The sequence below is a fragment of the Bartonella kosoyi genome (genome assembly GCF_003606325.2).
Lineage (GTDB): Bacteria > Pseudomonadota > Alphaproteobacteria > Rhizobiales > Rhizobiaceae > Bartonella > Bartonella kosoyi.
Window position 1 is genome coordinate 674,621 of record NZ_CP031843.2, and the last position, 26,220, is coordinate 700,840.

A 26,220-nucleotide genomic window follows, 5' to 3' on the forward strand; every position below is an offset into this window, starting at 1 on the left:
CATTCAAGAATAAGAGGGTATGAGAGATCTTATTTCTAAATGTTTCTCATTTTTTTGAGAACGTATTATACTAAATGTTCTTCATTATTCGCAATATTAACAAATTACTTGAAAAAAATAGAAAAAATAATTTTTATCATCCTAAAATAGCTTGCACCGATTTATCATCTAGGTCAAAAAAGAAACAGTGTAAAAAGGGAAGGCAACATATATGGCGCGTATAAGCGGTATTTTAGCAGATAGTGATATACAAGCTTTGATTGATAATAACTTTCTGAAAGCTCTGTATCCGTTTAATAGATCTCAAATACAACCAGCAAGCCTTGATCTTCGTTTAGGAGAGAAAGCTTATCGTATACGAGCTTCCTTTATGCCGGGTCTTGAGGCAAAAGTTTTGGATAAACTTGAACGGTTAAAGTTACATGAGTTTGATTTACGAGATGGCGCTGTTTTGGAAACGGGCTGTGTTTATATTGTTCCACTTTTGGAAAATTTGTCCTTACCAGAATTTTTATCTGCTATTGCCAATCCCAAAAGCTCTACGGGACGATTAGATATTTTTACACGAGTTATTACGGACAATGCTCAAGAGTTTGATAAAATTTGTGCTGGTTATCATGGTCCCCTTTATCTGGAAATTAGCCCACGAACATTTCCAATTTTGGTGCGTACAGGCTCGCATTTATCACAGCTTCGATTTAGAAAAGGGCAAAGTTATTTAAATGAAATTGAACTGTATGCTTTGCAAAGGCAAGAAACGCTGATATCGGATGACCTTCCTAATATTAGCGCTGGTGGTATTGGACTTTCCATTAATTTAAAAGGAGATGAAAACGGGTTTATAGGTTATCGTGGAAAACATCATACAAGTGTTATTGATATTGATAAACGTGCTGTTGCTCACGTTTTAGATTTTTGGGAACCTCTTTTTGATCGTGGACAAAGGGAGCTGGTTCTTGATCCTGATGAGTTTTATATTTTAGTTTCACGAGAGTTTGTTCATGTACCTCCACTTTATGCCGCAGAAATGACACCTTTTGATCCTTTAGTGGGTGAGTTTAGGGTGCATTATGCAGGCTTTTTTGATCCAGGATTTGGACATAAAGAGGCCGGTGGTAAGGGGGCAAGAGCAGTTTTAGAAGTGCGGAGCCATGAAGTTCCTTTTATCTTAGAGCATGGCCAAATTATTGGCCGTTTGGTCTATGAGCATATGCTTAATCGGCCATCAGCCCTTTATGGAAACGATGTTAGATCACATTATCAAGCACAGGGTTTAAAGTTATCCAAGCATTTTAAATGAGCTAAAAACGACAAATTTTGATAAAATGTATGCAGGAAATATCTTTTAAGTAAGAAATTTGTTCTTCATAAAATCGGCATTATGCACTCTATTTTCAGTTTTACAAGTTATGATTGCCTTTGCATTTTGAGGATATGAGAGGCATTTTTACTTCTTTTTAAAGAGTTTTTATTCATACGAGTTCTGTTTATGAAGAGAAAAAGAATAGTTTCAATTGTTTCATCGTGAAAAGAGCTGAAATGAAAGATTTTTATTGTATTTAATTCTTATTCAATATGTCATGCATATGTATTATGATAATAAATCAATAGGTTATTTGTTTTTCAAAAAAACGTGTAAGACGGGGTGTTGCTATTCACTACATTTTAATAACAATTTTTTTAATGAAGAGTGTTCTAATTTTAGTAACCCATTTATAGCCTCAGGATATAATACCGCCAGAAAATTATTCAACTAAAGGTGAATAATTTCTATGATAATGAACATTAAAAATTTTTTTTATGCTCTATGTGAATGAGATATTGTATATTTTTATGAACTCTCATGAATAAGTAAAATATCTCATTTTTGAATGAGAATATTTCTGGACATACGTGACAGCTTTGTTTCCAGTATTAATTAAATTTTTTTCTCTCTTTTGGAGGAGATTATGGGTTATACTCAATGACAAGAGACTCTATATTCTTATAAATGATAATGTAAGGATTCTTTGGAGGAAGAGATGACTTTAAATTGCAACTAACTTAATTGGTGGAGCAATCGCTTTCGAATATGTATTCATTTAAAATAGAATATAATAATTTCAATTGCCATGAACAATGTGTGAGTGGATACGTTATGGATACTGCTCCATACTGTGGATTTTTATATTTGGAAAAGAGAAAGAAGACATTGTTTTTATCAATTAGTTTTTTTAGAAAGTTGCAATCCCTGTTATCTCTATTTATTCAATGGAGCATTTTGTGAGGATATCAAATAGGAGGTACAGGGAGCTCTTATGCGTTTTAGGGTGTTTTCCCTTTTCATTTAGGAACAATGGTGTCATCAATGATTATTGCTTCAACATTTGATTATAGGAAGGCAGCAAAACGTCGGCTTCCACCTTTCCTTTTTCACTATATTGATGGTGGAGCTTATGCTGAAGAAACATTGCGACGTAATTGTAGCGATCTTCAAGCACTTGCACTGCGTCAAAGGATTCTAAGGCAAGTTGGTGGTGTTGATCTTTCAATAAAGCTCTTTAATCGGACACTTGATTTACCAATTGTTCTTGCCCCTGTTGGGCTCACGGGCATGTATGCACGCCGTGGTGAAGTACAAGCTGCGCATGCCGCAACAGCAAAAGGGATTCCTTTTACTCTATCTTCTGTTTCAGTTTGTCCCATTGCAGAAGTGCAAGAAGCGGTTGGAGATGCATTTTGGTTTCAACTTTACGTTCTCAAAGATCGCGGCTTCATGCGTGATGTATTAGAGCGGGCTTGGGCATCTGGTGTCCGCACGTTGGTTTTTACAGTTGATATGCCAGTTCCAGGTGCCCGTTACCGTGATGCACATTCGGGGATGTCTGGCCCTTATGCTGGATTACGCCGTTTTTTACAAGCTTTTACGCATCCACATTGGGCTTGGAATGTGGGTATTATGGGGCGCCCCCATGATCTTGGAAATGTTTCCACCTATCTCAAAAAGGAGATTGCATTGGATGATTATGTTGGTTGGCTTGGGGAAAATTTTGATCCATCAATTGGTTGGCATGATCTACAATGGATTCGCGATTTTTGGAAAGGGAAAATGATTCTAAAAGGTATTCTTGATCCAGAAGATGCACGAGAAGCAGTACAATTTGGTGCTGATGGTATCGTTGTTTCTAATCATGGCGGACGCCAACTCGATGGCGTCTTATCAACGGCGCGGGCATTACCAGCAATTGCCGAGGCTGTAAAGAATGATTTGGTTATTTTAGCGGATTCTGGTGTGCGTTCTGGACTTGATGTTGTACGCATGATCGCACAAGGTGCGGATGCCGTTATGATTGGTCGTGCTTTTGTTTATGCACTTGCAGCAGCAGGTGAGAAAGGTGTTGCTCACCTGCTTGATCTTTTTGCCAATGAAATGCGGGTCGCTATGACACTGACTGGTGCTCAGACACTCAAAGAGATTACACACAAAAGTTTAGTGAATACAGATGTTTTTAAGCAATGAAAGTTATTTTTTTATATTGCTTTTAGAAAAAGAAATTTTTTTATAGAAGAGCATCATTGTCTACTTTACAGATATGTTGATAGTTAACGTTGAAGAAAAAGGTTAAAAATCTCTTCTATAAAATGACAATAAATAACCAATAACTATAATGATAATAAAAAAATCTTAATAACAATCAAATCAAAAAAATTACAAATAACACTTCATAAATCTATTATTCACCTTGTTAAAGTGCGTTCTAGGGATAAAAAGGAACAAGCGCTGCCAACAAAGGCATAACAACTGTTGAAAAAGAAAAAATAGATATAAATAATGCTGTGAGCATTTTTCCTCTCCTATTTATAAAAAATATAATATATTAATCATGTTTTTAATATTAAATTAATACATATAGTATATAATTAATTTTATTCAAAAAATCAATATGTATTATTAGTGTGTATAAATTATAAAAAAATGGAGATATATTCTATAATATCTATATTATTTATGCTGATTTTAATGAATAATATATTATATGGACATGATATTGTTTTTTATAGAATATATTTTTAAATAATAAAAAACAGTATAGTATCTTTTAAAAAACGCTTTCATTAGAAAGCAAGACAACGCGATTTAATGTGCTTATCAGTTTCTTTTTTTGCATCCTCAATGATTTATGATGATTTAAAGTGGGCGAGCATATTAAGATGCAGTTTCATGTTTTTTGTATCTTATATCGTTGCTAACACAGTTTTTTTATATCTTCTCGACTTATTTTATAACTTGCCAAACCAATCCCATTGGCTTCCATTATAGATTGGCTCATCCGGTATTTATAGTGATACGAATTTACAGACGATATTTTGTTCCATGAGTAATCTTGCTATTTCTTCTCTAAGCCTCCATTAATTCTCTTCACAAATAACGATAGATCTGTGAGATTTGCAAAATTCTAATATAGATGCATCATCTAAAGATCGGATTGTTGGTACACTGACAACTGTTGGGATAATTTTATATTTTTGAAGTGCTTCAGGCACATTAAGATAAATCTAGACAATTTTTCCTGTGGCAAATAGGAGAATATTTTTCTCCTTTTTGATAACAGAAGCTTTGCTGATATCGATATTTGCAGTACTCTTATGAATATTTATAACAAGGTGCTTTCCTAGGGAGATATAAACGTGCATAGGATTGTTTAATGTTGAGAGAATTGTAGATTTTATTTCTTTTTTTATTATCTGCAGAAGCAATAATACTGTATGTTAGGAATGGTGCGAAACGAAGCAAAATCGGAAGTAGTATAATGGTATCTTCAGGATTCATAGCTAATACCCGCACTAATGTCAATTAAGCGAACGGGATTTTCACAATAAGCAGGTATCTACCTTTATTTGTTAAGGGCACGTGTTATCAAAAAACAAGCTTGCAAAACAACAAAGAACTTTTTTCACATGAAGTAAGACCAGCAGCAATACCTATCAAATCTTATTCAGTACTTCCAACTTCTACAATACATGTCGGATAAAGTTTTGCGAATTGAGCAATCTTTCCAGATATTCGTGAAGCCACCATTTGTCTCTCGAGAACAAACTATTTTAAAACAGCAAAGCAATACTTTTAAAGAAATTGCACGGGCATCTTTTGAAAGCAAAAAAGCTGAGTAAAAAAATGAAGGTAAAAATAGGGGCCGGTTTTCTCCACTGAAATTGCATGTTATTTCACACATAGAGAGCATACCTATAGAAAAATTAACAGTCAATATTATTCGCAATATTCTTGCGCCACTTCAGCATAAAAAGCAGATATAATGCGAAAGTATTTACTTTATATTCAAGAACATTACAGTAAAAAGCTGAAAAAACTTCATTAATAAATCCCCTAAAAAGTTAATATCTCTTTATAATTTTGTGGGTTTATTTTCTTAAATATGAATAGATCTCTAAAAATAATTTTTACTAAAGACATATCATCAGATCTTTGAAAGGCAATAAAAGGGCAATCTACGAAATCCTTCCTTCTCTTGTTTGGTTAGGATAACAGGAACACCCCTAAAATATCTCAATATATTCAATCATTTTACGAAAATATAACCAGTTAAATCCTTTGATTTTAAGTCAAACTCCCCCTTGTCACTCTAATGAAATTAAATCGCTCCAAGTAAATCAAGGAGACTATCAAAGTGTTTTAATCCTTTAAGGGTTTCTGTTTTTAATTTAAATGGATTCACCTCTTTCAAATTTTTTCGTTGATGAATGTTTCAGAAGAATGGCATTTTTATTATTTCACTTCTCTTGTATATTTCCAGCCACATACACGCTGACCTTGTTCGTTATGTTTGAGAATCTCTCTTGCTAACTCTGGACTAATGACACTGATGTCTTGTCTATTCAAATAAATTGGAAGCCATCCAATACAAGAAGTTCGTTCATTCATCGCGCATCCAGTTAGAAAGCTTATTGCGCACATCAGCATCACTTTTCTTGTTAATTTCATTTTCTACCTCAAGCCGTGTTTTCGCTGTATTAAAAGCTTCCTTTGTTTGTTTTTGCTTCTCAACTCTTTTTCCAAGGAAAAAGGCCTTCACTAAAGCTATAAAAAAAGCTGCTATGATTGCTGACGTCGTCGTCAGATATTTTTTTATCCATAAGATCATAGGCGGTGTTCCTGAAAACGTTTAGCAATATATACCATAGCTGTAAAAGCAGCTAAAACCATAATGCCTGCTAAAGCCCACTGGACAGGACCATTTCCTGCAAAAAGTCCTCCAAGCCCTGAAAAAGAGCCTATAATTGGTGCAAGAGCCTCTATTTTGCAAATCCCCGTTACGCCTTCTGATTCTACAACATGATAATTAGGCGCAACACGAGCTCCCTTTGCCCATAATCCTGCTTCGGCTGCTCGACGATTGACAAGACCTTGGATACGCTTTCCGCCTACTCTTGTCCATTTTTGCAATTCAGTTGGTACCGCTTCATATTCACCGTTATTGAGCTTTTTTAAAAGCGTAGATTTGCAAAAAGCTGTTATTCCTACATTATAGGAAAACGACACCAAAGCTGCGAATTGTTCATCGTTTAAAGGAACGGTAACAGCTTTTTCAACAACGGCTTCACACTCCCTCAAGTCCTGGCAAAGGATTTCTTCAGCTTCTTTTTCAGTAATTTGCATGTCTTTATTGACACTTGGAGCGCCAGCTGCACTTGTATGCCCATAACCAATTGTCCATATTCCACCAGAATCCTCATAGGACTTTAAACGTAAACCCTCCCATTGCTTAATCAGTGCAAGCCCTTCCGTTGATATTTTTCGCATTATTCTTAATCCTATAAAAAACCTACACAAAGCAGGACATAAATTCAAAACTTACATCTACTCAATTTTAAAGAACGAAACAGTGAAAGGGGTTAATTGAGATAAAACTATCTTAACGAATTTTATTAAACCCCATATTATTTTTATTAGAGAAAAATCACGTTAAATACTATTCATTTTGTAGCAATTAACTTCCTCTTGAACCTAAATACAACAATTTTTAATAAACCAATTTATAAATTTATAATCAGATATTTCATCTATAAATACAATTGATCTAGAATGATTTAGATAAAATTTACTTGAAATACTCCAATAATTTAGAGAAAAATATCTTTTCAAGAAAAAGTAATAAATATAATAATTAACGAAATAATAGGTATTGATTCTCAAATAATCTCAGAATCCATAACCTACACTATATAAACTTTTATAAAAACAAAAAGAGATATTGCGATTAAACATTTTTATCCACCAATTATCTTAGAATCAAAAGATCGAATACATAACGTATTATACATGTTTAATCAAAAAAGCTATAGTTAATTTAATTGTTCTTTATTTTTTCCTCTAATTTCTTAATTGCATTAAAAACATACCTTCATGAAGGGTTTGAAATAAACTGTTACATAAATTTTTTTTATAAATAAAATATATTTACATGAAAACATAATGGATATTTTATTTTTCTCTTATAGCCTGTTTCCAACTGAAACAGTATATCAGAGGAGCGTATTTAATCTGTCGATCAATGATATTTAATAATTTTTAAAAGAATATTGTACTGTAAGAAACTTGAGCGGCAGCTTGGTTATGTTTTTTATTCATATGAATAACGCTTTCTTTTCTTCATATGAAGCGTTTTGGCAATGGCATTATCTTGTCTAGTGTTTATTGGCTACGTTTCCAGTAGCATCTTAAATACATCAGTTCAGCTTGTGAAATCTTTTGAGGGGTAATAACACAAGGGATATAAAAGATTTTGATAAAAGCTGCTTGAAGTTAGGAAGGGAAATTTCTCTTTTCAGAATCTTCACCCATTTATGGAGTATAAAATGAGATGCTTTGTGATAATGGTGGTAGATATGTTTCTTCCATGAATGTGCACCGCTTTTTAGTGTATCCACAACAATGATTCATACTTGGAGGCTTCAAAGCGCTACTTCTAGAGTCATATAAGTGAGATAGAGTCATGAAATGGAGAAAAAAGAGATGCTATCTTTTACTCAAAAAATACGGAGAAAATAACAATAAACTAAGTAATTATATAAGTCACAAGAGGTAGACTAAAAGGTGATCTAAAAATAGAAAATAAAGAAAAAATCTATATATTTAAACATTCTAAACACACAAATCGGTGCCGCATGCCGGATTCGAACCAGCGACCCCATCATTACGAATGATGTGCTCTACCAACTGAGCTAATGCGGCATAGGTTTGTAAGTCAATGAAACAAAACTAATTTGAGGGTAATAGCTAAAAGTATGTATAAAAGCAAGTATGCATTTTTTTCAATAATTTATAAGATGTGATAATAATTGAAGGAGAAAACTGCACAAGAGTCATGGAGGCAGTATTCTTGTGATTGTAATGCTATAAAATGCTTACCGGTTTATGATAGTGTTCAAATTAAGAAGCTGGAAGCCTCTCTCTTTAGGATAGAAAATGGTGTTAAGAGATCTTAGCAAAGATAAAAATATTTTCTGATTCTAAGACATGGAAGAAATTTGTTGAATAAGTGCTCAGAAAATTAAAATTTATCATAAATCTTATATAATTTGAAAATGAGGCGAGTAAAATTAGTTGAAGTTTCTTTTCAACTTTATAAGAAGAAAAAGAGGACGGGTTATTAAACTTAATCACGGTTTTTACTTAAGAGGAAGTCGGATCATGTCGGAGAAAATCGGCTGGTAGAACTAGAAACGAAGCTCGCTTACCAAGAAAAATTCATTGAGGAGCTTTCTCGTGTGGTCACTGATCAATGGAAAAGTTTGGAGAAGATATCTGAAAAGTTGATGTTTTAGCGAGATGCTTGGCAGATTCAGGAGAGAACAGCCTTAATGAAGCTGTTATTTTGCCATTTTCTCAATAAAGCAACAGGCTGATCTATAATATTTATCATTATTCAACTTGAATTAAAATCTTTCATACCGCAAGATTCTCTCATTTCAAATCTCTCTCATGTTTAATTAAGTAAAAACCATGTCTTTTGCACGCTACAAGCGGAAGGAGCCCGTGTGGATAAAAACTATTAAGAAAGGGCTAAAAATACTTCTTATGAATCATCTCAAGTACCAAGGGCTGTTGCAACATTTTAGGGCTGGTTGGCAAAGTATGTGATGGTGTTTGCTTGTTCCTTTACAAGCATAAAGATGGAGGTGCTGAATGGATTGAACATTATATCATTCATGGTTGACGTCGCGAATTGAGCTTGGGCATATTGAGAGATATTTTTTTAAACAAGCGCATAAATGTGCAACCCAATGGCATTCTATTTTACGAGAGGGGCGTGAACCTGTGAAGATATTTTTTCAACAATTAATAATAGCCTCTTGATTTTTTTAGAGGTGATAGGGTGAATATTTCAATAGGAAGAAACTGTGAAAAGTTCTTTATCACGATTTTACGTTATTTACAGACTAGTTTTTATTGAATGTATTTTTTAGCATGTAAAACAGTTTTTATAAATTTTTGAAAACGTCTCTTATTAATTTCAAGAAGTTTCAATCTTATAAGGAATACTGATATTGGAAGACAATTTTTATATATGATTTTTAGTACTAAAATTAAGAAAGGTTTTTGTAGAGTATAAAAAAGCTGCCACAAAAAAAATCGAGAGACTTCAATGTATTTCAATTTTTCGGTACAGAGTTTTCTTATAGGCAGCAGGGATTAAATTTATTCGCTAATTTCTTTAAATTGATGCAAATGAAATGATGTTATCGTTTAAAAATCATCATTGAATATATATTTATTATAATAAAGCGTTTTAATCCGTTTTTGTGATCAAATGATTTTTAGTTGTGTTGATAGGGTGAGGAAACTTTAGGCTGCATCGGTTGTGTATAGTACAGTGAGTTTTATAAATCTTTTTCAGGTTTAAATGTTTTTTCCATTATATGTATATGATATTTTTTTGAAAAGGCCTTTGTTTTTCGTAAGTTAAGATACAAAATATGATTGCTAAAGCAGCAAAGATAATCCATGCTGGTAGATAAGTGAAAGTAATGCAAATGAAGGATAAAAAATCAGGCATTATCTTGCATAAAGATTGATTAAGATTATAGATATCTGTTTGCAGAAGATTTACGAGAATTCTATTAAGGGGGGTTATTGTCCAATGTGATGTGATGACGGAGTGTGCATTATCAATAACCAACGCTATAATTGTTAGTGTAACAAAAATGAAAGCCATTAATTTGAATAAAAAGCGAAGCATATTTCTTCCTGTATTTTCAATGGAACATTCGCATAATGCACAGAAAGACAAGGAGTTGCATTATGACAAAAAAATAGATTTATGTTCTCTTTTATAATTTCTGTTAAAAAAATATGTCGAAGATATCATCAACCCTTCGTGTAAAAATTACAATCAATATTAAGGGGAGTGAAGAGTAATGCTTAAGAATGCGGATAATGGATTGAAGCGTAATCTTCAAAATCGCCACATTCAAATGATTGCTTTGGGTGGCGTTATAGGGACGGGGCTTTTTTATGGATCGACAGAGGCAATTCAATTGGCTGGTCCTTCGGCTATTCTAGCTTATCTTTTCGGGGGACTTATTATTTATTTCATTATGCGAATGCTTGGTGAAATGTCTGTAGAAGAACCAACATCGGGTGCTTTTAGTTTTTTTGCTTATAAATATTGGGGGAGTTTAGCAGGTTTCATAACAGGTTGGAATTATTGGTTTCTTTATATCCTCGTCAGTATGACTGAACTTACAGTGATTGGATTTTATCTAGATCATTGGATTTTGATTGATCATTGGAAGTCATCCTTTATTGTACTTTTGTTTGTCACACTCGTTAATTTATCGAATGTTCGTTTTTATGGAGAATTTGAATTTGGTTGTGCTTTAATCAAAGTTACTGCTGTTATTGGTATGATTATTTTTGGGATTTTTCTCATTGTTTCTGGAATAGGAGAAAATCAAGCGAGTATCCATTATCTTTGGGATCACGGCGGTTTTTTTCCTTATGGAATTATAGGGGTTATTTTGGCAACTTCTGTCGTCATGTTTTCTTTTGGAGGAACCGAGCTTATTGGTGTTGCTGCTGGAGAGGCATCTAATCCACAAAAGACAATTCCGGCGGCTATTCGTCAAGTTATGTGGAGAATTATAATTTTTTATATTGGTTCTATCAGCGTTATTATGATAATAAGCCCATGGGATATGAGTGGGAAAAATGGTAGTCCTTTTGTGACAATTTTTGAAACTGTAGGAATTCCCGCTGCGGGTCATATTTTGAATTTTGTGGTTATTATGGCGGCTATTTCTGTTTACAATAGTGGCATTTATTCGAATGGTCGTATGCTTTATAGTTTAGCAATACAAAAAAATGCACCACATATTTTCAGTAAACTGAATGCTGCTCGTGTTCCTTATGTTGCTATCCTTTTTTCATCGTTATGTACGGCAATAATCGTTGTTATTAATGCTCTCGTTCCTGATAATAGTTTTATGCGAATTATGGCTCTCGCAACTGCTGCGGCGCTTATTACGTGGGCTATTATTGTTATTGTTCATTTAAAATTTCGAAAGGCGCATAAGAACAGAAAAGGAAACTTTATTTATGCGTTTGGTTTATATCCTTACGCGAACTATCTTTGCTTATGCTTTCTTGTTTTATTATTTTGTATAATGCTTATAAGTGGTTTTGGGAAAAATGGATTAATGGCTCGACTTTTGGATATGGTAGGAATAAGAATACCTTTTCTTGAAACATATATTCCTGTACAGATGCCTGATATGAGTTTGGCAGTTATTATTATTCCTCTATGGTGCTTATTTTTACTTTTAGGCTATAAGCTTAAGCGATAACAATAGAAGGGGTAATATAAAGGGTTTGATTGGAATAAACCTTGGGAATTATAAAATTTGATAAGGTGACACAAGTCTTTGGTGAGTTGTGTGTTTTAAGGAATATTACTGTACAACTTACCGAAAGACGCATCGCCGTTATTGGGGCGAATGGTTCTGGAAAAAGTACATTTGTGCGTCTTATTAATGGGCTTCAATTACCATCTCATGGTTTTGTAAGTGTTGATGGCCTTGATACAAAGCGTGATGCAAAGGCGGTAAAGCGTAAAGTAGGATTTGTTTTTCAAAATCCTGACAACCAAATTGTTTTACCCTTAGTGGAAGAAGATTTATCCTTTGGTCTTAAAAATTTGAAGCTGAGTAAGGACGAAATTAAGAAGCGTGTAGATGAAATTTTACAGCGCTATGAGCTTCAAGATTTCAGAAATCACGCTGTTCATTTATTAAGTGGTGGGCAAAAACAACTCGTTGCTATTTCCAGTGTCATTGCAATGAAACCAGATTACATTATTTTTGATGAGCCAACAACATTACTTGATTTGCGAAATAAGCATCGTGTTACGCAAGTGATAGAAGAATTACCACAAACGGCAATAGTTGTATCGCATGATTTGGAGTTTTTGAAAAAGTTTGATAGAGTACTGGTTTTTGATAAGGGGGAAATAGCAATTGATGATGTACCTTTTGTTGCTGTTAAGGAATATATAAGAAGAATGTCATGATCGGTTTATATATTCCAAGGGATACATTTATTCATAGGTTAAGTCCTGGAGTTAAGTTATTATTTCTTACGGTATGTGGAACTTTTATAATAATGGTTTCATCTATACCACTTCTTGGACTCTTTTTATTATTTGTTGCCTTATTCTATAGAGCTGCCAAGGTTCCTTTTAGCACTGTGATAAAGCAGTTTAAATCGATGGGATTGCTTTTAGTTCTTCTCTTTGTATTTCAAACTATTTGTAGTGGTTGGCTTACGGGAGTTGAGGTCATATTACGTCTTGTTATTCTCTTTTCTTTATCATCCCTTGTTTCATTCACAACAAAAGTTTCAGATATGGTGGATGGAATTAAAGCAGGGCTTCAGCCCTTTCGTTGTTTGGGTATAAATCCGTCAAAAGTGAGTATGGTCATCTCTATGGCGGTCAGGTTTATTCCTCTTTTGAGTGAAAAGTTTAATGAAGTCTATGAAGCACAGCAAGCACGGGGAATGAATACGAACATCGTTGCTCTTGCAATACCTTTAATTATACGAACTATAAGAATGGCTTCAGAAGTAGCTGAAGCATTGGAAGCACGTTCTTATGATGCTGATAATATTGATACAGTATCGCATCAATAATGCAAGTTTTTGATAGAGAAAGAAGAATCAAATGAATACAAAAGATTTAGTCTATATTGCTTTATTCGCAGCTATTTATGCTGTTTTAAGCCTCTTCCCTCCTGTTTATCTTCCTTTTCTTCTAGGAGTGCCTATTACAGCTCAGTCGATGGGACCAATGTTAGCAGGATCTATACTTGGGTCCAAGAGGGGAGCTCTCGCATCACTTCTTTTTCTTACTCTTGTTGCGATTGGATTGCCTCTATTGCCTGGTGGTCGTGGTGGAATGAGTGTTTTTTCAGGAGTTACGAGTGGTTATCTCATTAGTTTCCCTTTTGCAGCATTTTTTATTGGCTTACTGGTTGAGTTATTTTGGAAGCACTTAAATTTTATACTCATATTTTTGATCAATACTGTGGGTGGTATAGGTGTTGTCTATGCTTTTGGTATTCCATGGACAGCCTATATGACACAAGTGCCTTTGCTGACAGTTTTAATAAGTTCATTAGGTTTTTTAATTGGTGGTTTTTTGAAAGTGCTCATTGCATCCTTTGTTGCGCTTACCATAAAAAAAACCGTCCCTCTCATTCATCCCAAGAAAGGATAGTTCTGATTCTTAGAATGGGGTCATGCCCCTGATGTAAAACAGAATGCCATTGCATTGCCAATTCATGAGCTTGTTTTAAAGAAACATCTCTCAAGATACTTAAGCCCATTTCGCAACGACACCCGTAAAGGGTATAAAGATTAATCCATTGAGCACCACCTTCTTTACGCTTTTGAAGAAGCAATTCGGATAGGCACTATCGTTATATTTGTCAGCCCTAAAATATTACAACAATCCTTAGCACTTGAGACTCTTCATAAGAGACATTTTAGTTCTTTCTTGTATAGTTTTTATCCTCATATCCATCCCGCTTATGGTGTGCAAGCAAATGATTTTGATTGATTCAACATAAAAGAGATTGGAAGTAAGAGAAAATCTTACGATATTTGGGGGAGCTGATTCAAGTTAAGTGATGCTAAATTATCATTAAAAGTCAATGTATTAACTTAGTAAGCTGTTGTATTGTATGGCATAAAAAGCTTGAATACAAATAGTAATAAGACAAAGTATTTTTTATCTTAATTTTGTATTTTAATAAAAAAGAATATTTAGAAAAGAGAATTTTATTATATTTTTATTATAAATTTAAATTTGTTTTATAAAATATATCTTAGAAATAATTTATAAATAATATAATCAAAAATATTATTAAAAAAATAATACAACTTATTTTTAATAAGTGATATAAATATAATGAATTATAAATTAATTTTAAAAAAAATTTCAGATAAAAAATAATATTTTTTCATGTTTTAATTTTTATATTAAATATAATATAGACAAAAAAATATAATTATGTTAATTTCATTATGAATATTTATTAATGGAGTTAAATGACAAAATGACTATAAAATATTTCTTTTTGATATGTGCTATATTATTAATTTTTTTATCTGTTATAAAAGCATCTGAATATAAAGATTTTCAATTAGATACATCTTTTAATACTTCTTATACTTTTTCTGAATCAAATTTATTTTTTAGTAAGCAGAGCGATAATTTATTAAATAAAGTTATTTTACCATCTCATCCTGGTAATCATAATGTATTTTGGGAAAATATGATATTTCTTTTTCAAATAGTAAAACGCGTATATACTAATTTAGGAATGTATTTATATTCTTCAATATTTTCCATATTTAATTGGTAGATTATTTAATTTTTTAATAATAAAACAATTTTATTATCAATATAATAAAGTAAAATATCTATAAATAATAAAAAATTATGTATATGATATTTAAATAATTTATGTATTGTAGCAATGTTACAGTATATAATTGTTCAAGACCAAATTAATAAATTTTATAATCGGCTTTAAAAAATACTAATATTTTTGAAAGAAGATTTATAAGTCTTTTAATTTTTAAAAGATGGATGAATAGCAATTTCATAAAGTTTTTAAAGAAAATGTGTGTGGTAGGTGCAAAGCGATCAATCGCTTGATCATCTCCTTTTAATTTGGCTTTCCGACTTTCAAAAGCACCGACATCAATATTTTTTTAATAATGGAAATTACGCATTGCTTTATGCTTTTATGTTTCACGTTCTTTAATAGAGTGATGTCCCTCACTCAAAAAGAGAACAGCTCAAACGCGAATAGCTATTGTTGTTAATTTACGAGTTTGTTTTCAACAGGGCATTTTTAAGGCACGTCATACCTATGTCGTGACGATACTTGTGAATGGTATAAAGCCTCCACGAATAATATATGAGGATACCTGCTGTTTTACAGTTATGAAGGAGCAAGTCGATACCATTATAAATTTTTGCCAGTTCCAAGATTGCCATAGCTCTTGGTTCTGACAATATGGCGCATATCATCAAAAATTTTTAGGTCCCAATTAACGTTGCATTATAATAATTGTAATGAAATTCGAGAGATTCTTTAAAGATTTATCTTATTAAAAACGAAAGTATTTTAAGTGCTGAAATTAACGGATATATTTCAAGAAGAAGTATTGACTCACAATAATTAAGAGACATGTTGTAAAATTCTATTCTCTCACTTAAAAAACATTCGTAAAAATAGTAAATTATTAGCAATAAAAAAGAGAGTGGTGCCCGGAAGAGGCGAATCAGTATTTATTAGCAAGATTCAAATTATGTAAATATGTGCAAGAGCTATTGATGTCTATAATTTTTTTATGTTCCAATAAAAAATTAAGAATTAAAGAAAAAATCTCAAATCAAAAAATTAAGGTGGTCTAAAAGGTGGACCCAAAAAGGTGGACGAGAAGGGAAATTAAGTGAGGGGGATTCATCGATTATCAGCAGCGTTCGTAAAGACATCTCCTCAAGGTAAATATTGTGACGGGGCAGGGTTGTGGCTGAATGTTCGAAAAGACAATACACGTTCTTGGTTCTTTCGTTATACATACCATAACAAACGCCGTGAAATGGGGCTTGGTCCAGTTGCACAACTTTCTCTAAAAGAAGCGCGCGAACTTGCCAAGCATTATAGTGCTATTCTCAGAGAAGGCAATGACCCTATTGTCTTTCGAGAACAAACCGTCTTAAAACAGCAAAGCAACATATTCAGTGAGATTGCAACAGCGGCTTTTGAAAGTAAAAAAGCAGAGTTAAAAAATGAAGGCAAAAATGGGCGCTGGTTTTCTCCGCTGGAATTGCATGTTATTCCACACATAGGCGGCCTCTCTATAGAAAAATTAACGGCTAATATCATTCGCAATGTTCTTGCTCCTCTTTGGCATGAAAAAGCAGACACAGCACGAAAAGCACTTAATCGTATTAACATTTGTTTGAAATATGCTGCGGCTCTTGGTTTGGACGTTGATCTACAAGCTTGTATGAAAGCACGCGCCCTTTTAGGAAAACCCCGTGCAACATCAACAAATATCCCTGCTATGCCATGGCAAGAAGTTCCGGCATTTTATCAAAGCTTGGATGATAAGATTCTTTCAAATTTAGCACTGAAGTTGCTTATTTTGACTGGAGTACGGTCGTATCCATTACGCTATTTGCGTCTTGAACAAATTGATAAAGATATATGGACGATACCCAAAGAAAATATGAAGGGTATTGTGGGAAAGGTTTCAGACTTTCGCGTGCCATTGAGTGATGAAGCTTTAAAAGTGATTGAAAAATCTCTCCCTTTTGAGAAAAAAGGTTTTTTATTTGCTGGGAGTTCTGGAAAGCCTATATCTGATGTAACACTTTCTAAATTCATGAAAGACAAAGGTTTTGATTATAGACCCCATGGTTTCAGATCTAGTCTTCGTGATTGGATAGCAGAGACAACGTCAACACCCTTTGAGATCGCAGAAACTGTTCTTGCGCATTCAGTTGGGAGTTCAGTGACAAAAGCTTATATGCGAACCGATTTTTTGAAACAACGCCATGCTCTCTTGGAACAGTGGGCTGCATTTATAATAGGAGAAACTTGACAGGCTTATAACAATGTGTCTATTGTCAAATCAGGTGCCTAGAAAACACCTTAGACACATAGCGGATAGATTGCCGATACAATCTTTTCTCCGCATATTAAAGCCTTTGACTCATTGTACGTTACACACATATAATGATTTTGTCGGGTGTGGTTATGCTATACAATACCCTTTTGGGGAAGGCATAACGACGGGCTATGTGCCGTGTTTTCTAGCACCCGGCGCTCTTCTAGAGTGTCAATAGAAGACATTTAAACACATAGGAGTTCGTTATGAACACACTTATAGAAATTAAAGAACAAATCATTGATCAGGAAACTGTTCAGACAGTAAACGCACGCGAATTGCATACGTTTTTGGCAATAGGAAAACGTTTTGCTACTTGGATTACGAACCGCATTAATCAGTATGCATTTGAAGAGGGAAAGGACTATATTTTAACGCTTCCCAAAATTGGGAAACGTAAAAATGTTATCAGCAAAGAATATCACCTTACTCTAGACATGGCCAAAGAACTCTCAATGGTTGAACGCAATGAGAAAGGTAGGCAGGCTCGTCGTTACTTTATTGAGTGTGAGAAAAAGTTAAAAAGCCAATCTATTGATTATGATAATGATACACGCTTTGACTTGCCAAGCTATTGAGAGGGTATGAGTGCTGGTGAAAAAGCTTTGTATCTTTTAGGTCCAATCCATATGCGTCTTATTGATGCTTTCAGAGTAGATGAAGAGAATAGAAAATATAAAGCCCTCATTAAAGAAGCTAAGCGGGTTTTAGCAAGATCTGTTACGAAAGCTGCTTAAGTTTAAAAGCATGGCCATCTCCCCGTTTTAAAAGCGGGGAGGGGATTATTGGATAAATCTCTTGACATGAGTCTTAAATGTAGTACACTGTAATACAAATAAATAGGAGATTGAGGCAAATGGGTAAAATTCAAGCACGCATCCCTGATGAAGTTCAGGAAGTTGCAAGCGCAGTTATTAAATCCGCGGGCTTAACTGTATCAGATGCGGTCCGTATGTTTATGACCCGTATTGCTAGAGATAGAGCATTGCCACTTGATCTATTTCAACCTAATCCGGAAACATTGCAGGCTATTGAGGATGCTGAAATGGGACGTGTTGAACGTACGTCATTGGATGGTTTGCGCGCCATGATTCGTGATGATAAAGCCGAAGTATGTAAGTCTGAAAAGTGACTTTGGCTAGCGATGCCGGAAATTATTTATACTAAATCTTTTCGGCGTGATCTGAAACGTGAAAGTAAAGGGCGATATGCTGATACATTAGAGACAGATTTGCTGGTTGTGATCAAAGCATTAGCGGAAAACGAACCCTTAAAAATGCAGTGGAGAGATCACGCACTAACAGGGCAATGGCGAAACTGTCGTGATTGCCATATTAAACCAGATCTCGTTTTGATCTATCGAAAGCCTGATGATGAAACTTTAGAACTTTTACGGCTTGGTTCACATTCTGAACTGCGTTTATGATAATTTTTCAAGTTTTTGAAAACTATTGTTTTAAATCTTTAATGTAGAAATAAATGCTTCATTCCTTAATTTTGCATCCGCCACTAAATCACTCCACTCTATTATTTCAACGGATCCTCGAAAATCACCTTGTAGAGGATTAGTTCTCCCTCGCCCATTAGCTGTTTTCTGCCATGTTGACGTTTGCGTTTTAAGTTCACCTTCTATATCAGCAATAATATAACAATAAAAAACACACTGCTCTGAAATATTTATTTTTTTATTATCCAATGTCTTTATACTTTTTCCTTTAAGTTCATTGAGGTATTTGTTTATTTGATTCATGGGGGAGTAACCCGCTTTATATTTTTTCTGACCTGGTCTTTTAAACTCCACCAACATTAACTTATCCAGATCTGCATCAAGACGACCTTCAAGTCCTAAAGCATATAATTGATCATAACATAATAAATCAGGACGACCTTTTTCTGTACTATTCTTTGCGATTTTTTTGATAGGCATATCCGAAGCGAAGTATCTTGTAAATGTTAATCGCTCATCAATAATCCATAAATCATGCGTTAAATTTTCTTGAGATTTAGGATCATCCCCCCTAACACGCATTGGACAAATAAGTTCATGCAACGTTTTCTCTAAATGCGGTACGTCTTGACCGTTAACATTTTTCTTAACCTCTATTACTAATTCTCCTAAAATATCAAGTATAACTTTACGACGGATAACATACTCTGCTAATTGTCTTGTTTCTTCATCTTTAACTTCTTTTGCAAGTTCAGAAACTTTCTCGGAAAAGCTATATGTATTGGTATTCCCTTCAGTAATTTCACGGTATATTTTTTCAATTCTCAAATTTTGCTTTTTTTCTCTCCTAAGCTTATGAATAGCCAGTGTCTTAACAAAGTCTTCTGTATCCTTTGCAGATTTGGGAAGTTTTTCTAATAATTTTTCATAACTATCAAAACAATACGAAGGGTGTGTTCTACAAAATTCTTTTAATTTATTTAAACGTTTTTCTTCGTAGTCTTTATTTTCTGGAGCAAGAACGCTATTTACAATATTATTAGCAACGGAACGTAAAATATCTTTCAATATTTTATCCTTAAAGGAAAAATGCGTTCTTTCTTGATTAACTCTATCATCTAAATACTGACCACTTATACAACCATGATACACCAACCCCTGATCTCCAAATTTTCCGAAACCAATAAGGTTATCTATACTTTCAGTAGTAACAGTACGGTCATGTGCGAAAAGATGCAGATAGTGGTTCTTCCCTTTAAAGTTACGGTTAGCATCTGCCATGCAAATAAAATTACGAATTTTTAATAAACCAAAATCTGCGGTTTCAAGTGTAGTATCTCCTCTATTTTCTACTAAATATTTTTTAACTTTCTGTGCTAAATCAACAGACATCTGATCATCACAAAAAGTTATTTTAGGAAGTTGTTCTAAAATTAAATCTGAAAAAAAATGTGCCCCAATATGATCGATAATTGCTTCAGTTTCACGTGGAAAGTGTTTTTGATACGCAGAATCTCTTAAACCAGTAAAAATAATTTCTGTTCCCGTTATCTCTTGATTAATAAGAGGTATTTTTGAATGATCAATAATTTGGTTTTCTTCATCTAAACAAAACTTAAAGCTTCTTTGGTAAAGCTGATCTTTTTCGAAGAATACACTGTTAACCCGTATTTCATGAAAGGCATCCAACCATAGCAGCCGTCCAACCCCTTTTCCTCCTTTTTTAAATTTAAAATTAGTATCCACAGTACGAAAAGCTTGAAAGTGCTCATCATCCAACCCTATACCATTGTCTTTAATTATAATTTCAAGTGATTCATTATCCTCTATATCGTTGATTTTTATATCTATATTACCTGCGCTTCTGTAATCCTCTTGCTTAGAATCTTCAAGCGCATGAATAGCGTTGCTTACCGCTTCAAAAACAGGCTGCAAAGCTTCCATTTCAGTGGATGGTTTAGGAAAACGACAAACCCTTCCAGCAAGATTTTCTTTCATAGAAAACTTTTCAGTTTTATTTTTTTCTTGTTTTTGAACTGAAACACTTCTCATAATTATTTCCACTTTTTTAGCTAATAATACTAAGAAATATGCCTATTAAACGCACCTAAATTAATAATTTGTTATTATAGAGCAAATTGTTAATTTTTTGAAAACCACTGTTTGAGATGTGCAAAGATATTGTCTATGGATCCATTAGACGCGCGAAATTGATAATTCATTTGCTAAACAGTTTTGCACATTTCAGAGTGTATTTAGAGTCGGATATTTGGTTTTTGTGTAAAAATATTTTCTACAGCATCTATAAGACGTGAAAAATCAAGTGCTAATAAGAGTATAATGAGTACAATCCATTTCGTATAACGTGACATCACTTTTATACTTTTGTAGGTCATGATGATTTCTTGAAGGATTTCTTTTTCTCCTTCTGTAAGCTCTATATCGTCTTGTGTTCTTTTCCTAGCCATGTTTCCACCCACATACACGTTCGCCCTGCTTGTTATGCTTTAAGATCTCTCTTGCTAAGCTCGAACTGATGACGTTGACATCTTTTCTCTCTAAATAAATTGGTAACCAACCAACACAAGAGACATACTTATTTGTTACGCAACCAGCGAGAGAGAGCAGCACGCACATCAGCATCACTTTTCTGATTAACTTCATTTTCCACCTCCAGCCGTGTTGTTGCTGCCTTTAAGGTTTTTTCTGTTTGCTTTTGCTGTTCTGCCTTTTTCCCAAGGGTGAAAGCTTTGGCTAAAGCTATAAAAAAAGCGGCTAGAGCCGCGCCTGTTAATAGCAGATTTCTTTTCATCCATAAGATCATAGGCGGTGTTCCTGAAAACGTTTAGCAACAAAGAAAAGACCAACACCTGCAGCTAAAACCATGATAGTGGCGAGCGCCCATTGCACTGGACCATTGCCTGCTAATAAGCCTCCAAGCCCAGAAAAAGAACCAATGACTGGAGCAAGGGCTTCGGCTTTGAAAATCCCGGTTTGCGCTTGCGTTTCTACGGTTTGGTAATTCGAGGAAACATAAGCACCTTTCGCCCATAATCCTGCTTCTGCTGCACGTCGGTGTACAAGACCTTGCAAACGTTTACCACCCGCTTTGGTCCATTTCTGTAATTCGGTTGGAATTGCTTCATATTCACCGTTATTGAGTTTTTTTAATAGGGTCGAATTGCAAAACGCTGTTGTTCCTACATTATAGCAAAACGACACTAACGCCGCGAATTGTTCATCTGTTAATGAAACCGTAACAGCGCGTTCAACAGCATTCTCAAATTGTCTTAAGTCTTGGCAAAGAAGTTCTTCTGCTTGCTTTTCAGTGATTGTCATGCCTTCGTAAATAAAAGGCTTTCCAGCACTGTTTGTATGTCCATAACCGATTGTCCACACCCCAATGGCGTCTTTATAGGCATTGAGACGCAAACCTTCCCATTGTTTAATCAGTGCTAGTCCTTCTGATGATATTTTTCGCATATGCTTCTCCATAAAAAAAGCTCCGCAAAAAGCAGAGCTGGATTAAAAAATTGATATTTTTCCCATTTGAAAGGATGGCTTGTTAAAACCTATGTAGCTTGTTCATTGGAACAAAAGAATGTATTTGACATTATCTATTATGTAGCATATAAACTACAAATGTTTATTGTTAAAAAAACACACTATTTTACAGAGTGGTTAGACTCGTTAAAAGACAAACAAGTGCAAAAGAAAATTGCTGCACGTATTTTCCGCCTTGAATATGGGCTTCTAGGAGACGTGAAATATTTCCGTGGCATTGGTGAACTAAAAATAAATTATGGACCAGGCTATAGGATTTATTTTGTAAAACAAGGGAAACAAATCATTTTGTTATTAAATGCTGGTGATAAATCCACACAACAAAAAGATATCGAAAAAGCCCTTCAATTAGTAAAGGAAATGAAACATGGAAATTACTAAATTTGATGTAAGTGAATATTTTAATACACCTGAAGACTTTAAGATCTTATTAGATGATGCTTTAGAAACCAAAAATAGTGGCTATATTGCACATGTATTAGGTATTATTGCGCGTAAACAAGGAATGACAACTGTTTCTCAAGAGACAGGACTAAATCGCGAGTCTCTTTATCGTTCTTTAAGCGATAAAGGTGATCCACGCCTTTCTACTTTTCTTAGTGTGTTAAGTGCATTAGATTTACAAATGAGTTTAACGCCTATCCAAAAGAATAGTAAAGAGCAAACAGCTTTAGAAGAAGCCTCTTAATCCCCTCCCCATTTTTGAGAACGAGGAGGGAGTATATATTTACTTAAGCAACCTTTTTAATGGGGTTATCTAAATCTGGATTATAAGTGCGCAATAAAGAATCCATGCTATGCGGTAACTCTGAAGCTCCAAAATCTGTAAGAATTGCTAAAATCTTTGTAATATTGGGTAGTTCATTTTGAAGTTTTAAAACTAAAACTTTTTCTATCAATTCCATAACTTCAACTATGGCATTACAATTTTCATCTCCAATGCCTCGATGATTGGAAAATTTAAACAGTGCCAACCACAAATCGCACAAGAAGTTGGTATCTATCTTCATTGTACACCTCCATGGATTTGTTCTCTCAAACATGCCAATCCTCTGGATGTGATTTTCGTTGAAGGGAGTACCTTTTCTGTACCATCCGGTCTTTGAATGGTGATAGCAGGACAATCCATGAATCCTTTCTTGATTTTATCCTGATAAGGTAATAGAGGCGCCCCTGGAGCCCGTCGATAGACCCAATCATTTTTACGCAAGTAATCTGTTAAATCCTTTGGTCGCACCTCTAACATTTTTGCTGCTTCGATTAAACCAAACAAACCATCAGAACGTTTTAAACCTTCTAAAGCTTCTGCTTTTGGAGTTAGTTCTGCAATAACATGGTCTTTTTGCTCGATTTGGCTTTGTAAGTGATTCAAGACACCCAGTAAGGCTTGGGGAGTTGAGTAATCGATTTGTGGTGTTGCTACTTTTTTCAAAAGCTGTTCACATTTGATAAAGTATTGACGTGCTTCATGTCCTTTATCATTACGCTCGATCATCGAAAGGTGTTTAGCCATGTCTAAGGTTAAGTAATATTCTTTACTGATAATATTTTTACGTTTCTCATTTTTGAGAAGGGTAAAAATGAAGTCACGATTTTCTCGAAAATTACATTCTTTAATACGACGAATAATCCAATCTGCAAATTTAGAATTAATCTCTAAAAATGCATGCAAATCACGTGCGTTAACAGTTTGAACAGTTTCTTGATCAATAACTTGTTCTTTAATTTCTATAAGAGTGTTCATGTGAACTCCTATGCAGTTAGACGTTTCTTAATGACACTCAAAAAGAGTGCCGGGTGCTAAGAAACACGGTGCATAGTCCGTCGTCACGCTTTTCCCAAAAGGGTATTTTATGGCACAGCCACACCCGACAAAACCATTATATGCGTGTAACATATAACGAGTCAAAGTTTTTAATCGGCGGAGAAAAGATTGTATCGGCAATCTATCCGCTGTGTATTTAAAGTGTTTCTTAGGCACCTGATTCGATTATTCATATTTTCGCCATATTGTCAAGCGGCTTTCGAGATTTTTTACATTTTTGCTAATTTGGCTTATCTATCTTCCTCGTCCATATGGATAACGCCTTCGCCTTCATCACATGCGTTAGGTGGGGCGTTTGGATCAAGGGTATCATCTTTATCTGGTGTGGTATTGGCTACGTTTTTTGCAGCGTCTTCTTGGGTTTCATCAAAAAGTTCACAATCTATTTTTGTGGTGTAACCACCTGTTTTATCAAGCTTGTGTTTGACGCTTTTGATGCGCCATTCTGCTGGAATATAGGGGCGGAAAGGGGGCTCATGAACAAGCTTTGCTTCTGCTTGCACAAAGGGATCACCACCAATATCACATGAGAAAGAAGATTTCCCACGTGATGATTTGTTGCGATAAGCAGCAATAGCCGCAACAGCTTCTGATTGATTGTGGTAGGTGTATTTGAGTTCATGAAACGGTGCTTGACCAACCTTGACTTCCTTTTTTTCACCAGTGCGGATATCATGATAGGTGGCAAGTACACCGCCCTTTTTCTCTTCTTCTTGCTCTTGATTTTCAGGTGTTTTGGCTTCCGTCTCTGCTTTAGGCAAATTGGGGGCGTCACTTTTATCCATATGGATCACATCTTCGCTGTCATCAACTTCTTCTGGTTCTCGTGCATCAGCGGCGGCTTTTTGGTCATCTCCTGCATCTGTTGCTAAGCCATTGGCGGCACCTGCTTCATCGCGTGCACTGTATTTAAAATCCCAAGAGGTACATTGTTTTTCATGGATGACAACGACGGGCAGTGTTTCACCAGTGATGGCTTTGCCTTCACCCCGTTTAGCCAAAACAAGCTTGCCATCAACGGGTTTTGCTACCGCATCATAGTCTTCTGCAAGGCGTGTGGCAAAAGCCATATCGCTCTCAGAAGTTTGATCAATGTGACGCACAACAATTTTTGCAAGAGCAGGATCAACTTTGGGGGTATAGCCATTGCGCTGTGCTATCTCTTGAATGATATTGCCAAGGGTTTGCTGGTGATAGGATTGGCTTTTGGGTGTTCTATAAGACGTGTTCATGGAGGCGGCGCGTCCTGTCACGCTTAAGCTTTGTGGGGGGCTGCTTACAGAGATTTCATCAATCAGATAGGCTCCCATATCCCGATTTTTACCGCCTTCATAGCCAAGTGTGACAGAAATGATTGTTCCGATGAGAGGAATATCAAGAAAGCCATTGTCGCTCTCACGCGCGCGGTCATCAAGTTCTATGGTGATGCGGTCGCTTTTATCTTCTGCTTCATCCGTAATTTCAATCGACAAAACATAGTCCATAAGTATGCGTGTAATATCTTCTCCATTTGCCATTACTGTGCAAAAAGGTTTCATGATTGGCTGCCCCAAATTCTAATCACCGGTGTGGCTTTGGGATAGGGGAGGATTGGCAAAACGATTGTGATGCCTGCTTTTAAAATCGGTCCATAGTCTGCAAGACCAAAATTTGCTGCATAAACGTGTTCAACAGCAAGAGCTTGTTGACCCTTGGCATAATATCTCCAGCAAATGGCATCAACCATATCGCCTTCTTTTGTCACGTAAAGATCACTCATAGCTCTTCACCATATTCTCTCAATTTTATTGTAAATTCTTGTTTTTTTGGGGTCCCATTTTGGTGAAAAATGCTTTGCTTTTCTTCTACAGAAAGAATGACAAACTTTCCTAAAATTTTTCCCTGACCCGTCACAAGAATATGAGGACCATTATGTGCCATTTGTCGCAAATATTCCAGTTGTCTATAACCGCCTTTAAAATCTGGATAGATCACACCGGTTAAAGAAAATTCCGCATTTGCAACGGCAGGCAATTGAAGTGCTGCTTTGCGCCCCAAACGCCCTTGCTCGACCCATGGAACACCATAAGACATGTCAAGGGTTTGATAAGCGGCCGTTTCAATGGAAAAGATAAAACTACCCAAAGCTAACATCATGAT

General features: G+C 34.9%; 25 protein-coding genes, 1 tRNA gene and 2 pseudogenes. 14 read left to right on the top strand and 14 right to left on the bottom strand.

The features are described 5' to 3' along the window. Nucleotides 1–211: 211 nt before the first annotated feature. Together D1093_RS02675 and lldD are read left to right on the top strand one after the other, a co-directional pair. Complete coding sequence (locus tag D1093_RS02675) at nt 212–1,300, top strand: 2'-deoxycytidine 5'-triphosphate deaminase (RefSeq protein WP_120100516.1); 1,089 nt, start codon at nt 212–214, stop codon at nt 1,298–1,300. A gap of 1,047 nt (nt 1,301–2,347) precedes the next feature. Beyond that, nucleotides 2,348–3,499, top strand: a complete 1,152-nt coding sequence (lldD, locus tag D1093_RS02680; protein WP_120100518.1) for an FMN-dependent L-lactate dehydrogenase LldD — start codon at nt 2,348–2,350, stop codon at nt 3,497–3,499. A gap of 890 nt (nt 3,500–4,389) precedes the next feature. Here lldD and D1093_RS10135 read toward each other — a convergent pair. Then, nucleotides 4,390–4,524 carry a transketolase C-terminal domain-containing protein gene (locus D1093_RS10135; RefSeq protein WP_244614018.1) on the bottom strand — a complete coding sequence of 45 codons (135 nt, stop codon included), beginning with the start codon at nt 4,522–4,524 and terminating at the stop codon, nt 4,390–4,392. 531 nt (nt 4,525–5,055) lie between these two features. Between D1093_RS10135 and D1093_RS10140 the strand changes: the two are divergent. Beyond that, nucleotides 5,056–5,286 (top strand): annotated as a pseudogene (locus tag D1093_RS10140) (integrase); the annotation flags it as partial. A 478-nt stretch (nt 5,287–5,764) separates the two neighbouring features. Here D1093_RS10140 and D1093_RS02695 read toward each other — a convergent pair. From D1093_RS02695 to D1093_RS02710, 4 genes are all read right to left on the bottom strand, one after another. Continuing rightward, nucleotides 5,765–5,920, bottom strand: coding sequence for a hypothetical protein (locus D1093_RS02695; RefSeq protein ID WP_342212227.1), 156 nt, complete (start codon nt 5,918–5,920; stop codon nt 5,765–5,767). Beyond that, nucleotides 5,913–6,140 carry a hypothetical protein gene (locus tag D1093_RS02700; protein WP_120100521.1) on the bottom strand — a complete coding sequence of 76 codons (228 nt, stop codon included), beginning with the start codon at nt 6,138–6,140 and terminating at the stop codon, nt 5,913–5,915. Before D1093_RS02700 ends, D1093_RS02695 begins: the two co-directional genes overlap by 8 nt. Next, complete coding sequence (locus D1093_RS02705; RefSeq protein WP_120100522.1) at nt 6,137–6,799, bottom strand: lysozyme; 663 nt, start codon at nt 6,797–6,799, stop codon at nt 6,137–6,139. Before D1093_RS02705 ends, D1093_RS02700 begins: the two co-directional genes overlap by 4 nt. 1,358 nt (nt 6,800–8,157) lie before the next feature. After that, nucleotides 8,158–8,230 (bottom strand) — tRNA-Thr (locus tag D1093_RS02710). A gap of 518 nt (nt 8,231–8,748) precedes the next feature. Here D1093_RS02710 and D1093_RS10145 point away from each other — a divergent pair. From D1093_RS10145 to D1093_RS02775, 9 genes and pseudogenes are all read left to right on the top strand, one after another. Next, on the top strand, nt 8,749–8,823 hold the full coding sequence (locus D1093_RS10145) for a hypothetical protein (RefSeq protein WP_244614041.1): 75 nt from the start codon (nt 8,749–8,751) through the stop codon (nt 8,821–8,823). 1,593 nt (nt 8,824–10,416) lie between these two features. Beyond that, nucleotides 10,417–11,844 carry an amino acid permease gene (locus D1093_RS02725; RefSeq protein ID WP_120100525.1) on the top strand — a complete coding sequence of 476 codons (1,428 nt, stop codon included), beginning with the start codon at nt 10,417–10,419 and terminating at the stop codon, nt 11,842–11,844. A gap of 41 nt (nt 11,845–11,885) precedes the next feature. Continuing rightward, nucleotides 11,886–12,566, top strand: coding sequence for an energy-coupling factor ABC transporter ATP-binding protein (locus tag D1093_RS02730; RefSeq protein ID WP_120100527.1), 681 nt, complete (start codon nt 11,886–11,888; stop codon nt 12,564–12,566). Then, nucleotides 12,563–13,186, top strand: coding sequence for an energy-coupling factor transporter transmembrane component T family protein (locus D1093_RS02735; RefSeq protein WP_120100528.1), 624 nt, complete (start codon nt 12,563–12,565; stop codon nt 13,184–13,186). Before D1093_RS02730 ends, D1093_RS02735 begins: the two co-directional genes overlap by 4 nt. 31 nt (nt 13,187–13,217) lie before the next feature. Then, nucleotides 13,218–13,772 carry a biotin transporter BioY gene (locus D1093_RS02740; RefSeq protein ID WP_120100530.1) on the top strand — a complete coding sequence of 185 codons (555 nt, stop codon included), beginning with the start codon at nt 13,218–13,220 and terminating at the stop codon, nt 13,770–13,772. Between the two features lie 2,249 nt (nt 13,773–16,021). Continuing rightward, a complete protein-coding gene (locus D1093_RS02755; RefSeq protein WP_120100533.1) occupies nt 16,022–17,179 on the top strand; it encodes a tyrosine-type recombinase/integrase in 1,158 nt (385 codons plus the stop codon). Between the two features lie 272 nt (nt 17,180–17,451). After that, a pseudogene (locus D1093_RS02765) lies at nt 17,452–17,982 on the top strand (antA/AntB antirepressor family protein). A 119-nt stretch (nt 17,983–18,101) separates the two neighbouring features. Next, on the top strand, nt 18,102–18,377 hold the full coding sequence (locus D1093_RS02770; protein WP_120100535.1) for a type II toxin-antitoxin system RelB/DinJ family antitoxin: 276 nt from the start codon (nt 18,102–18,104) through the stop codon (nt 18,375–18,377). Nucleotides 18,378–18,389: 12 nt separating this feature from the next. Beyond that, the gene (locus tag D1093_RS02775) at nt 18,390–18,671 is read left to right on the top strand and encodes a type II toxin-antitoxin system YafQ family toxin (protein WP_120100537.1); all 282 of its coding nucleotides are present in this window, start codon (nt 18,390–18,392) and stop codon (nt 18,669–18,671) included. A gap of 30 nt (nt 18,672–18,701) precedes the next feature. On the opposite strand, the gene D1093_RS02780 is transcribed toward D1093_RS02775, so the two are convergent. The 4 genes from D1093_RS02780 to D1093_RS02800 form a co-directional block, all read right to left on the bottom strand. Continuing rightward, the gene (locus D1093_RS02780; protein WP_120100538.1) at nt 18,702–20,744 is read right to left on the bottom strand and encodes an ATP-binding protein; all 2,043 of its coding nucleotides are present in this window, start codon (nt 20,742–20,744) and stop codon (nt 18,702–18,704) included. Between the two features lie 203 nt (nt 20,745–20,947). Further along, a complete protein-coding gene (locus D1093_RS02785) occupies nt 20,948–21,160 on the bottom strand; it encodes a hypothetical protein (RefSeq protein WP_012230750.1) in 213 nt (70 codons plus the stop codon). A gap of 128 nt (nt 21,161–21,288) precedes the next feature. Then, nucleotides 21,289–21,516 carry a hypothetical protein gene (locus D1093_RS02795; RefSeq protein ID WP_120100541.1) on the bottom strand — a complete coding sequence of 76 codons (228 nt, stop codon included), beginning with the start codon at nt 21,514–21,516 and terminating at the stop codon, nt 21,289–21,291. Further along, nucleotides 21,513–22,175, bottom strand: coding sequence for a lysozyme (locus tag D1093_RS02800; protein ID WP_120102296.1), 663 nt, complete (start codon nt 22,173–22,175; stop codon nt 21,513–21,515). Before D1093_RS02800 ends, D1093_RS02795 begins: the two co-directional genes overlap by 4 nt. Nucleotides 22,176–22,334: 159 nt before the next feature. Here D1093_RS02800 and D1093_RS02805 point away from each other — a divergent pair, with 159 nt between their 5' ends. Together D1093_RS02805 and D1093_RS02810 are read left to right on the top strand one after the other, a co-directional pair. Further along, nucleotides 22,335–22,637 carry a type II toxin-antitoxin system RelE/ParE family toxin gene (locus D1093_RS02805; RefSeq protein ID WP_006589072.1) on the top strand — a complete coding sequence of 101 codons (303 nt, stop codon included), beginning with the start codon at nt 22,335–22,337 and terminating at the stop codon, nt 22,635–22,637. Continuing rightward, nucleotides 22,624–22,944: an addiction module antidote protein gene (locus tag D1093_RS02810; RefSeq protein ID WP_012231054.1), complete on the top strand. Its 321-nt coding sequence runs from the start codon at nt 22,624–22,626 to the stop codon at nt 22,942–22,944. The genes D1093_RS02805 and D1093_RS02810 overlap by 14 nt, the downstream gene beginning before the upstream one ends. Nucleotides 22,945–22,987: 43 nt before the next feature. On the opposite strand, the gene D1093_RS02815 is transcribed toward D1093_RS02810, so the two are convergent. From D1093_RS02815 to D1093_RS02835, 5 genes are all read right to left on the bottom strand, one after another. Continuing rightward, nucleotides 22,988–23,266, bottom strand: coding sequence for a hypothetical protein (locus tag D1093_RS02815; RefSeq protein WP_120100543.1), 279 nt, complete (start codon nt 23,264–23,266; stop codon nt 22,988–22,990). Next, the gene (locus D1093_RS02820) at nt 23,263–24,000 is read right to left on the bottom strand and encodes an antA/AntB antirepressor family protein (protein ID WP_120100545.1); all 738 of its coding nucleotides are present in this window, start codon (nt 23,998–24,000) and stop codon (nt 23,263–23,265) included. The genes D1093_RS02815 and D1093_RS02820 overlap by 4 nt, the downstream gene beginning before the upstream one ends. A 311-nt stretch (nt 24,001–24,311) precedes the next feature. Next, on the bottom strand, nt 24,312–25,619 hold the full coding sequence (locus D1093_RS02825; RefSeq protein WP_120100547.1) for a contractile injection system protein, VgrG/Pvc8 family: 1,308 nt from the start codon (nt 25,617–25,619) through the stop codon (nt 24,312–24,314). Next, nucleotides 25,616–25,840, bottom strand: coding sequence for a tail protein X (locus D1093_RS02830; protein ID WP_120100548.1), 225 nt, complete (start codon nt 25,838–25,840; stop codon nt 25,616–25,618). The genes D1093_RS02825 and D1093_RS02830 overlap by 4 nt, the downstream gene beginning before the upstream one ends. Continuing rightward, nucleotides 25,837–26,217 carry a phage tail protein gene (locus D1093_RS02835; RefSeq protein ID WP_120100550.1) on the bottom strand — a complete coding sequence of 127 codons (381 nt, stop codon included), beginning with the start codon at nt 26,215–26,217 and terminating at the stop codon, nt 25,837–25,839. Before D1093_RS02835 ends, D1093_RS02830 begins: the two co-directional genes overlap by 4 nt. Between the last annotated feature and the right edge of the window lie 3 nt (nt 26,218–26,220).

Coding starts and splice junctions, on each gene's coding strand:
- D1093_RS02675 (WP_120100516.1), top strand. CDS start 212: ATGGCGCGTATAAGCGGTATTTTAGCAGATAGTGATATACAAGCTTTG.
- lldD (WP_120100518.1), top strand. CDS start 2,348: ATGATTATTGCTTCAACATTTGATTATAGGAAGGCAGCAAAACGTCGG.
- D1093_RS02695 (WP_342212227.1), bottom strand. CDS start 5,920: ATGAATGAACGAACTTCTTGTATTGGATGGCTTCCAATTTATTTGAAT.
- D1093_RS02700 (WP_120100521.1), bottom strand. CDS start 6,140: ATGATCTTATGGATAAAAAAATATCTGACGACGACGTCAGCAATCATA.
- D1093_RS02705 (WP_120100522.1), bottom strand. CDS start 6,799: ATGCGAAAAATATCAACGGAAGGGCTTGCACTGATTAAGCAATGGGAG.
- D1093_RS02725 (WP_120100525.1), top strand. CDS start 10,417: ATGCTTAAGAATGCGGATAATGGATTGAAGCGTAATCTTCAAAATCGC.
- D1093_RS02735 (WP_120100528.1), top strand. CDS start 12,563: ATGATCGGTTTATATATTCCAAGGGATACATTTATTCATAGGTTAAGT.
- D1093_RS02740 (WP_120100530.1), top strand. CDS start 13,218: ATGAATACAAAAGATTTAGTCTATATTGCTTTATTCGCAGCTATTTAT.
- D1093_RS02770 (WP_120100535.1), top strand. CDS start 18,102: ATGGGTAAAATTCAAGCACGCATCCCTGATGAAGTTCAGGAAGTTGCA.
- D1093_RS02775 (WP_120100537.1), top strand. CDS start 18,390: ATGCCGGAAATTATTTATACTAAATCTTTTCGGCGTGATCTGAAACGT.
- D1093_RS02780 (WP_120100538.1), bottom strand. CDS start 20,744: ATGAGAAGTGTTTCAGTTCAAAAACAAGAAAAAAATAAAACTGAAAAG.
- D1093_RS02785 (WP_012230750.1), bottom strand. CDS start 21,160: ATGGCTAGGAAAAGAACACAAGACGATATAGAGCTTACAGAAGGAGAA.
- D1093_RS02795 (WP_120100541.1), bottom strand. CDS start 21,516: ATGATCTTATGGATGAAAAGAAATCTGCTATTAACAGGCGCGGCTCTA.
- D1093_RS02800 (WP_120102296.1), bottom strand. CDS start 22,175: ATGCGAAAAATATCATCAGAAGGACTAGCACTGATTAAACAATGGGAA.
- D1093_RS02805 (WP_006589072.1), top strand. CDS start 22,335: ATGTTTATTGTTAAAAAAACACACTATTTTACAGAGTGGTTAGACTCG.
- D1093_RS02810 (WP_012231054.1), top strand. CDS start 22,624: ATGGAAATTACTAAATTTGATGTAAGTGAATATTTTAATACACCTGAA.
- D1093_RS02815 (WP_120100543.1), bottom strand. CDS start 23,266: ATGAAGATAGATACCAACTTCTTGTGCGATTTGTGGTTGGCACTGTTT.
- D1093_RS02820 (WP_120100545.1), bottom strand. CDS start 24,000: ATGAACACTCTTATAGAAATTAAAGAACAAGTTATTGATCAAGAAACT.
- D1093_RS02825 (WP_120100547.1), bottom strand. CDS start 25,619: ATGAAACCTTTTTGCACAGTAATGGCAAATGGAGAAGATATTACACGC.
- D1093_RS02830 (WP_120100548.1), bottom strand. CDS start 25,840: ATGAGTGATCTTTACGTGACAAAAGAAGGCGATATGGTTGATGCCATT.
- D1093_RS02835 (WP_120100550.1), bottom strand. CDS start 26,217: ATGATGTTAGCTTTGGGTAGTTTTATCTTTTCCATTGAAACGGCCGCT.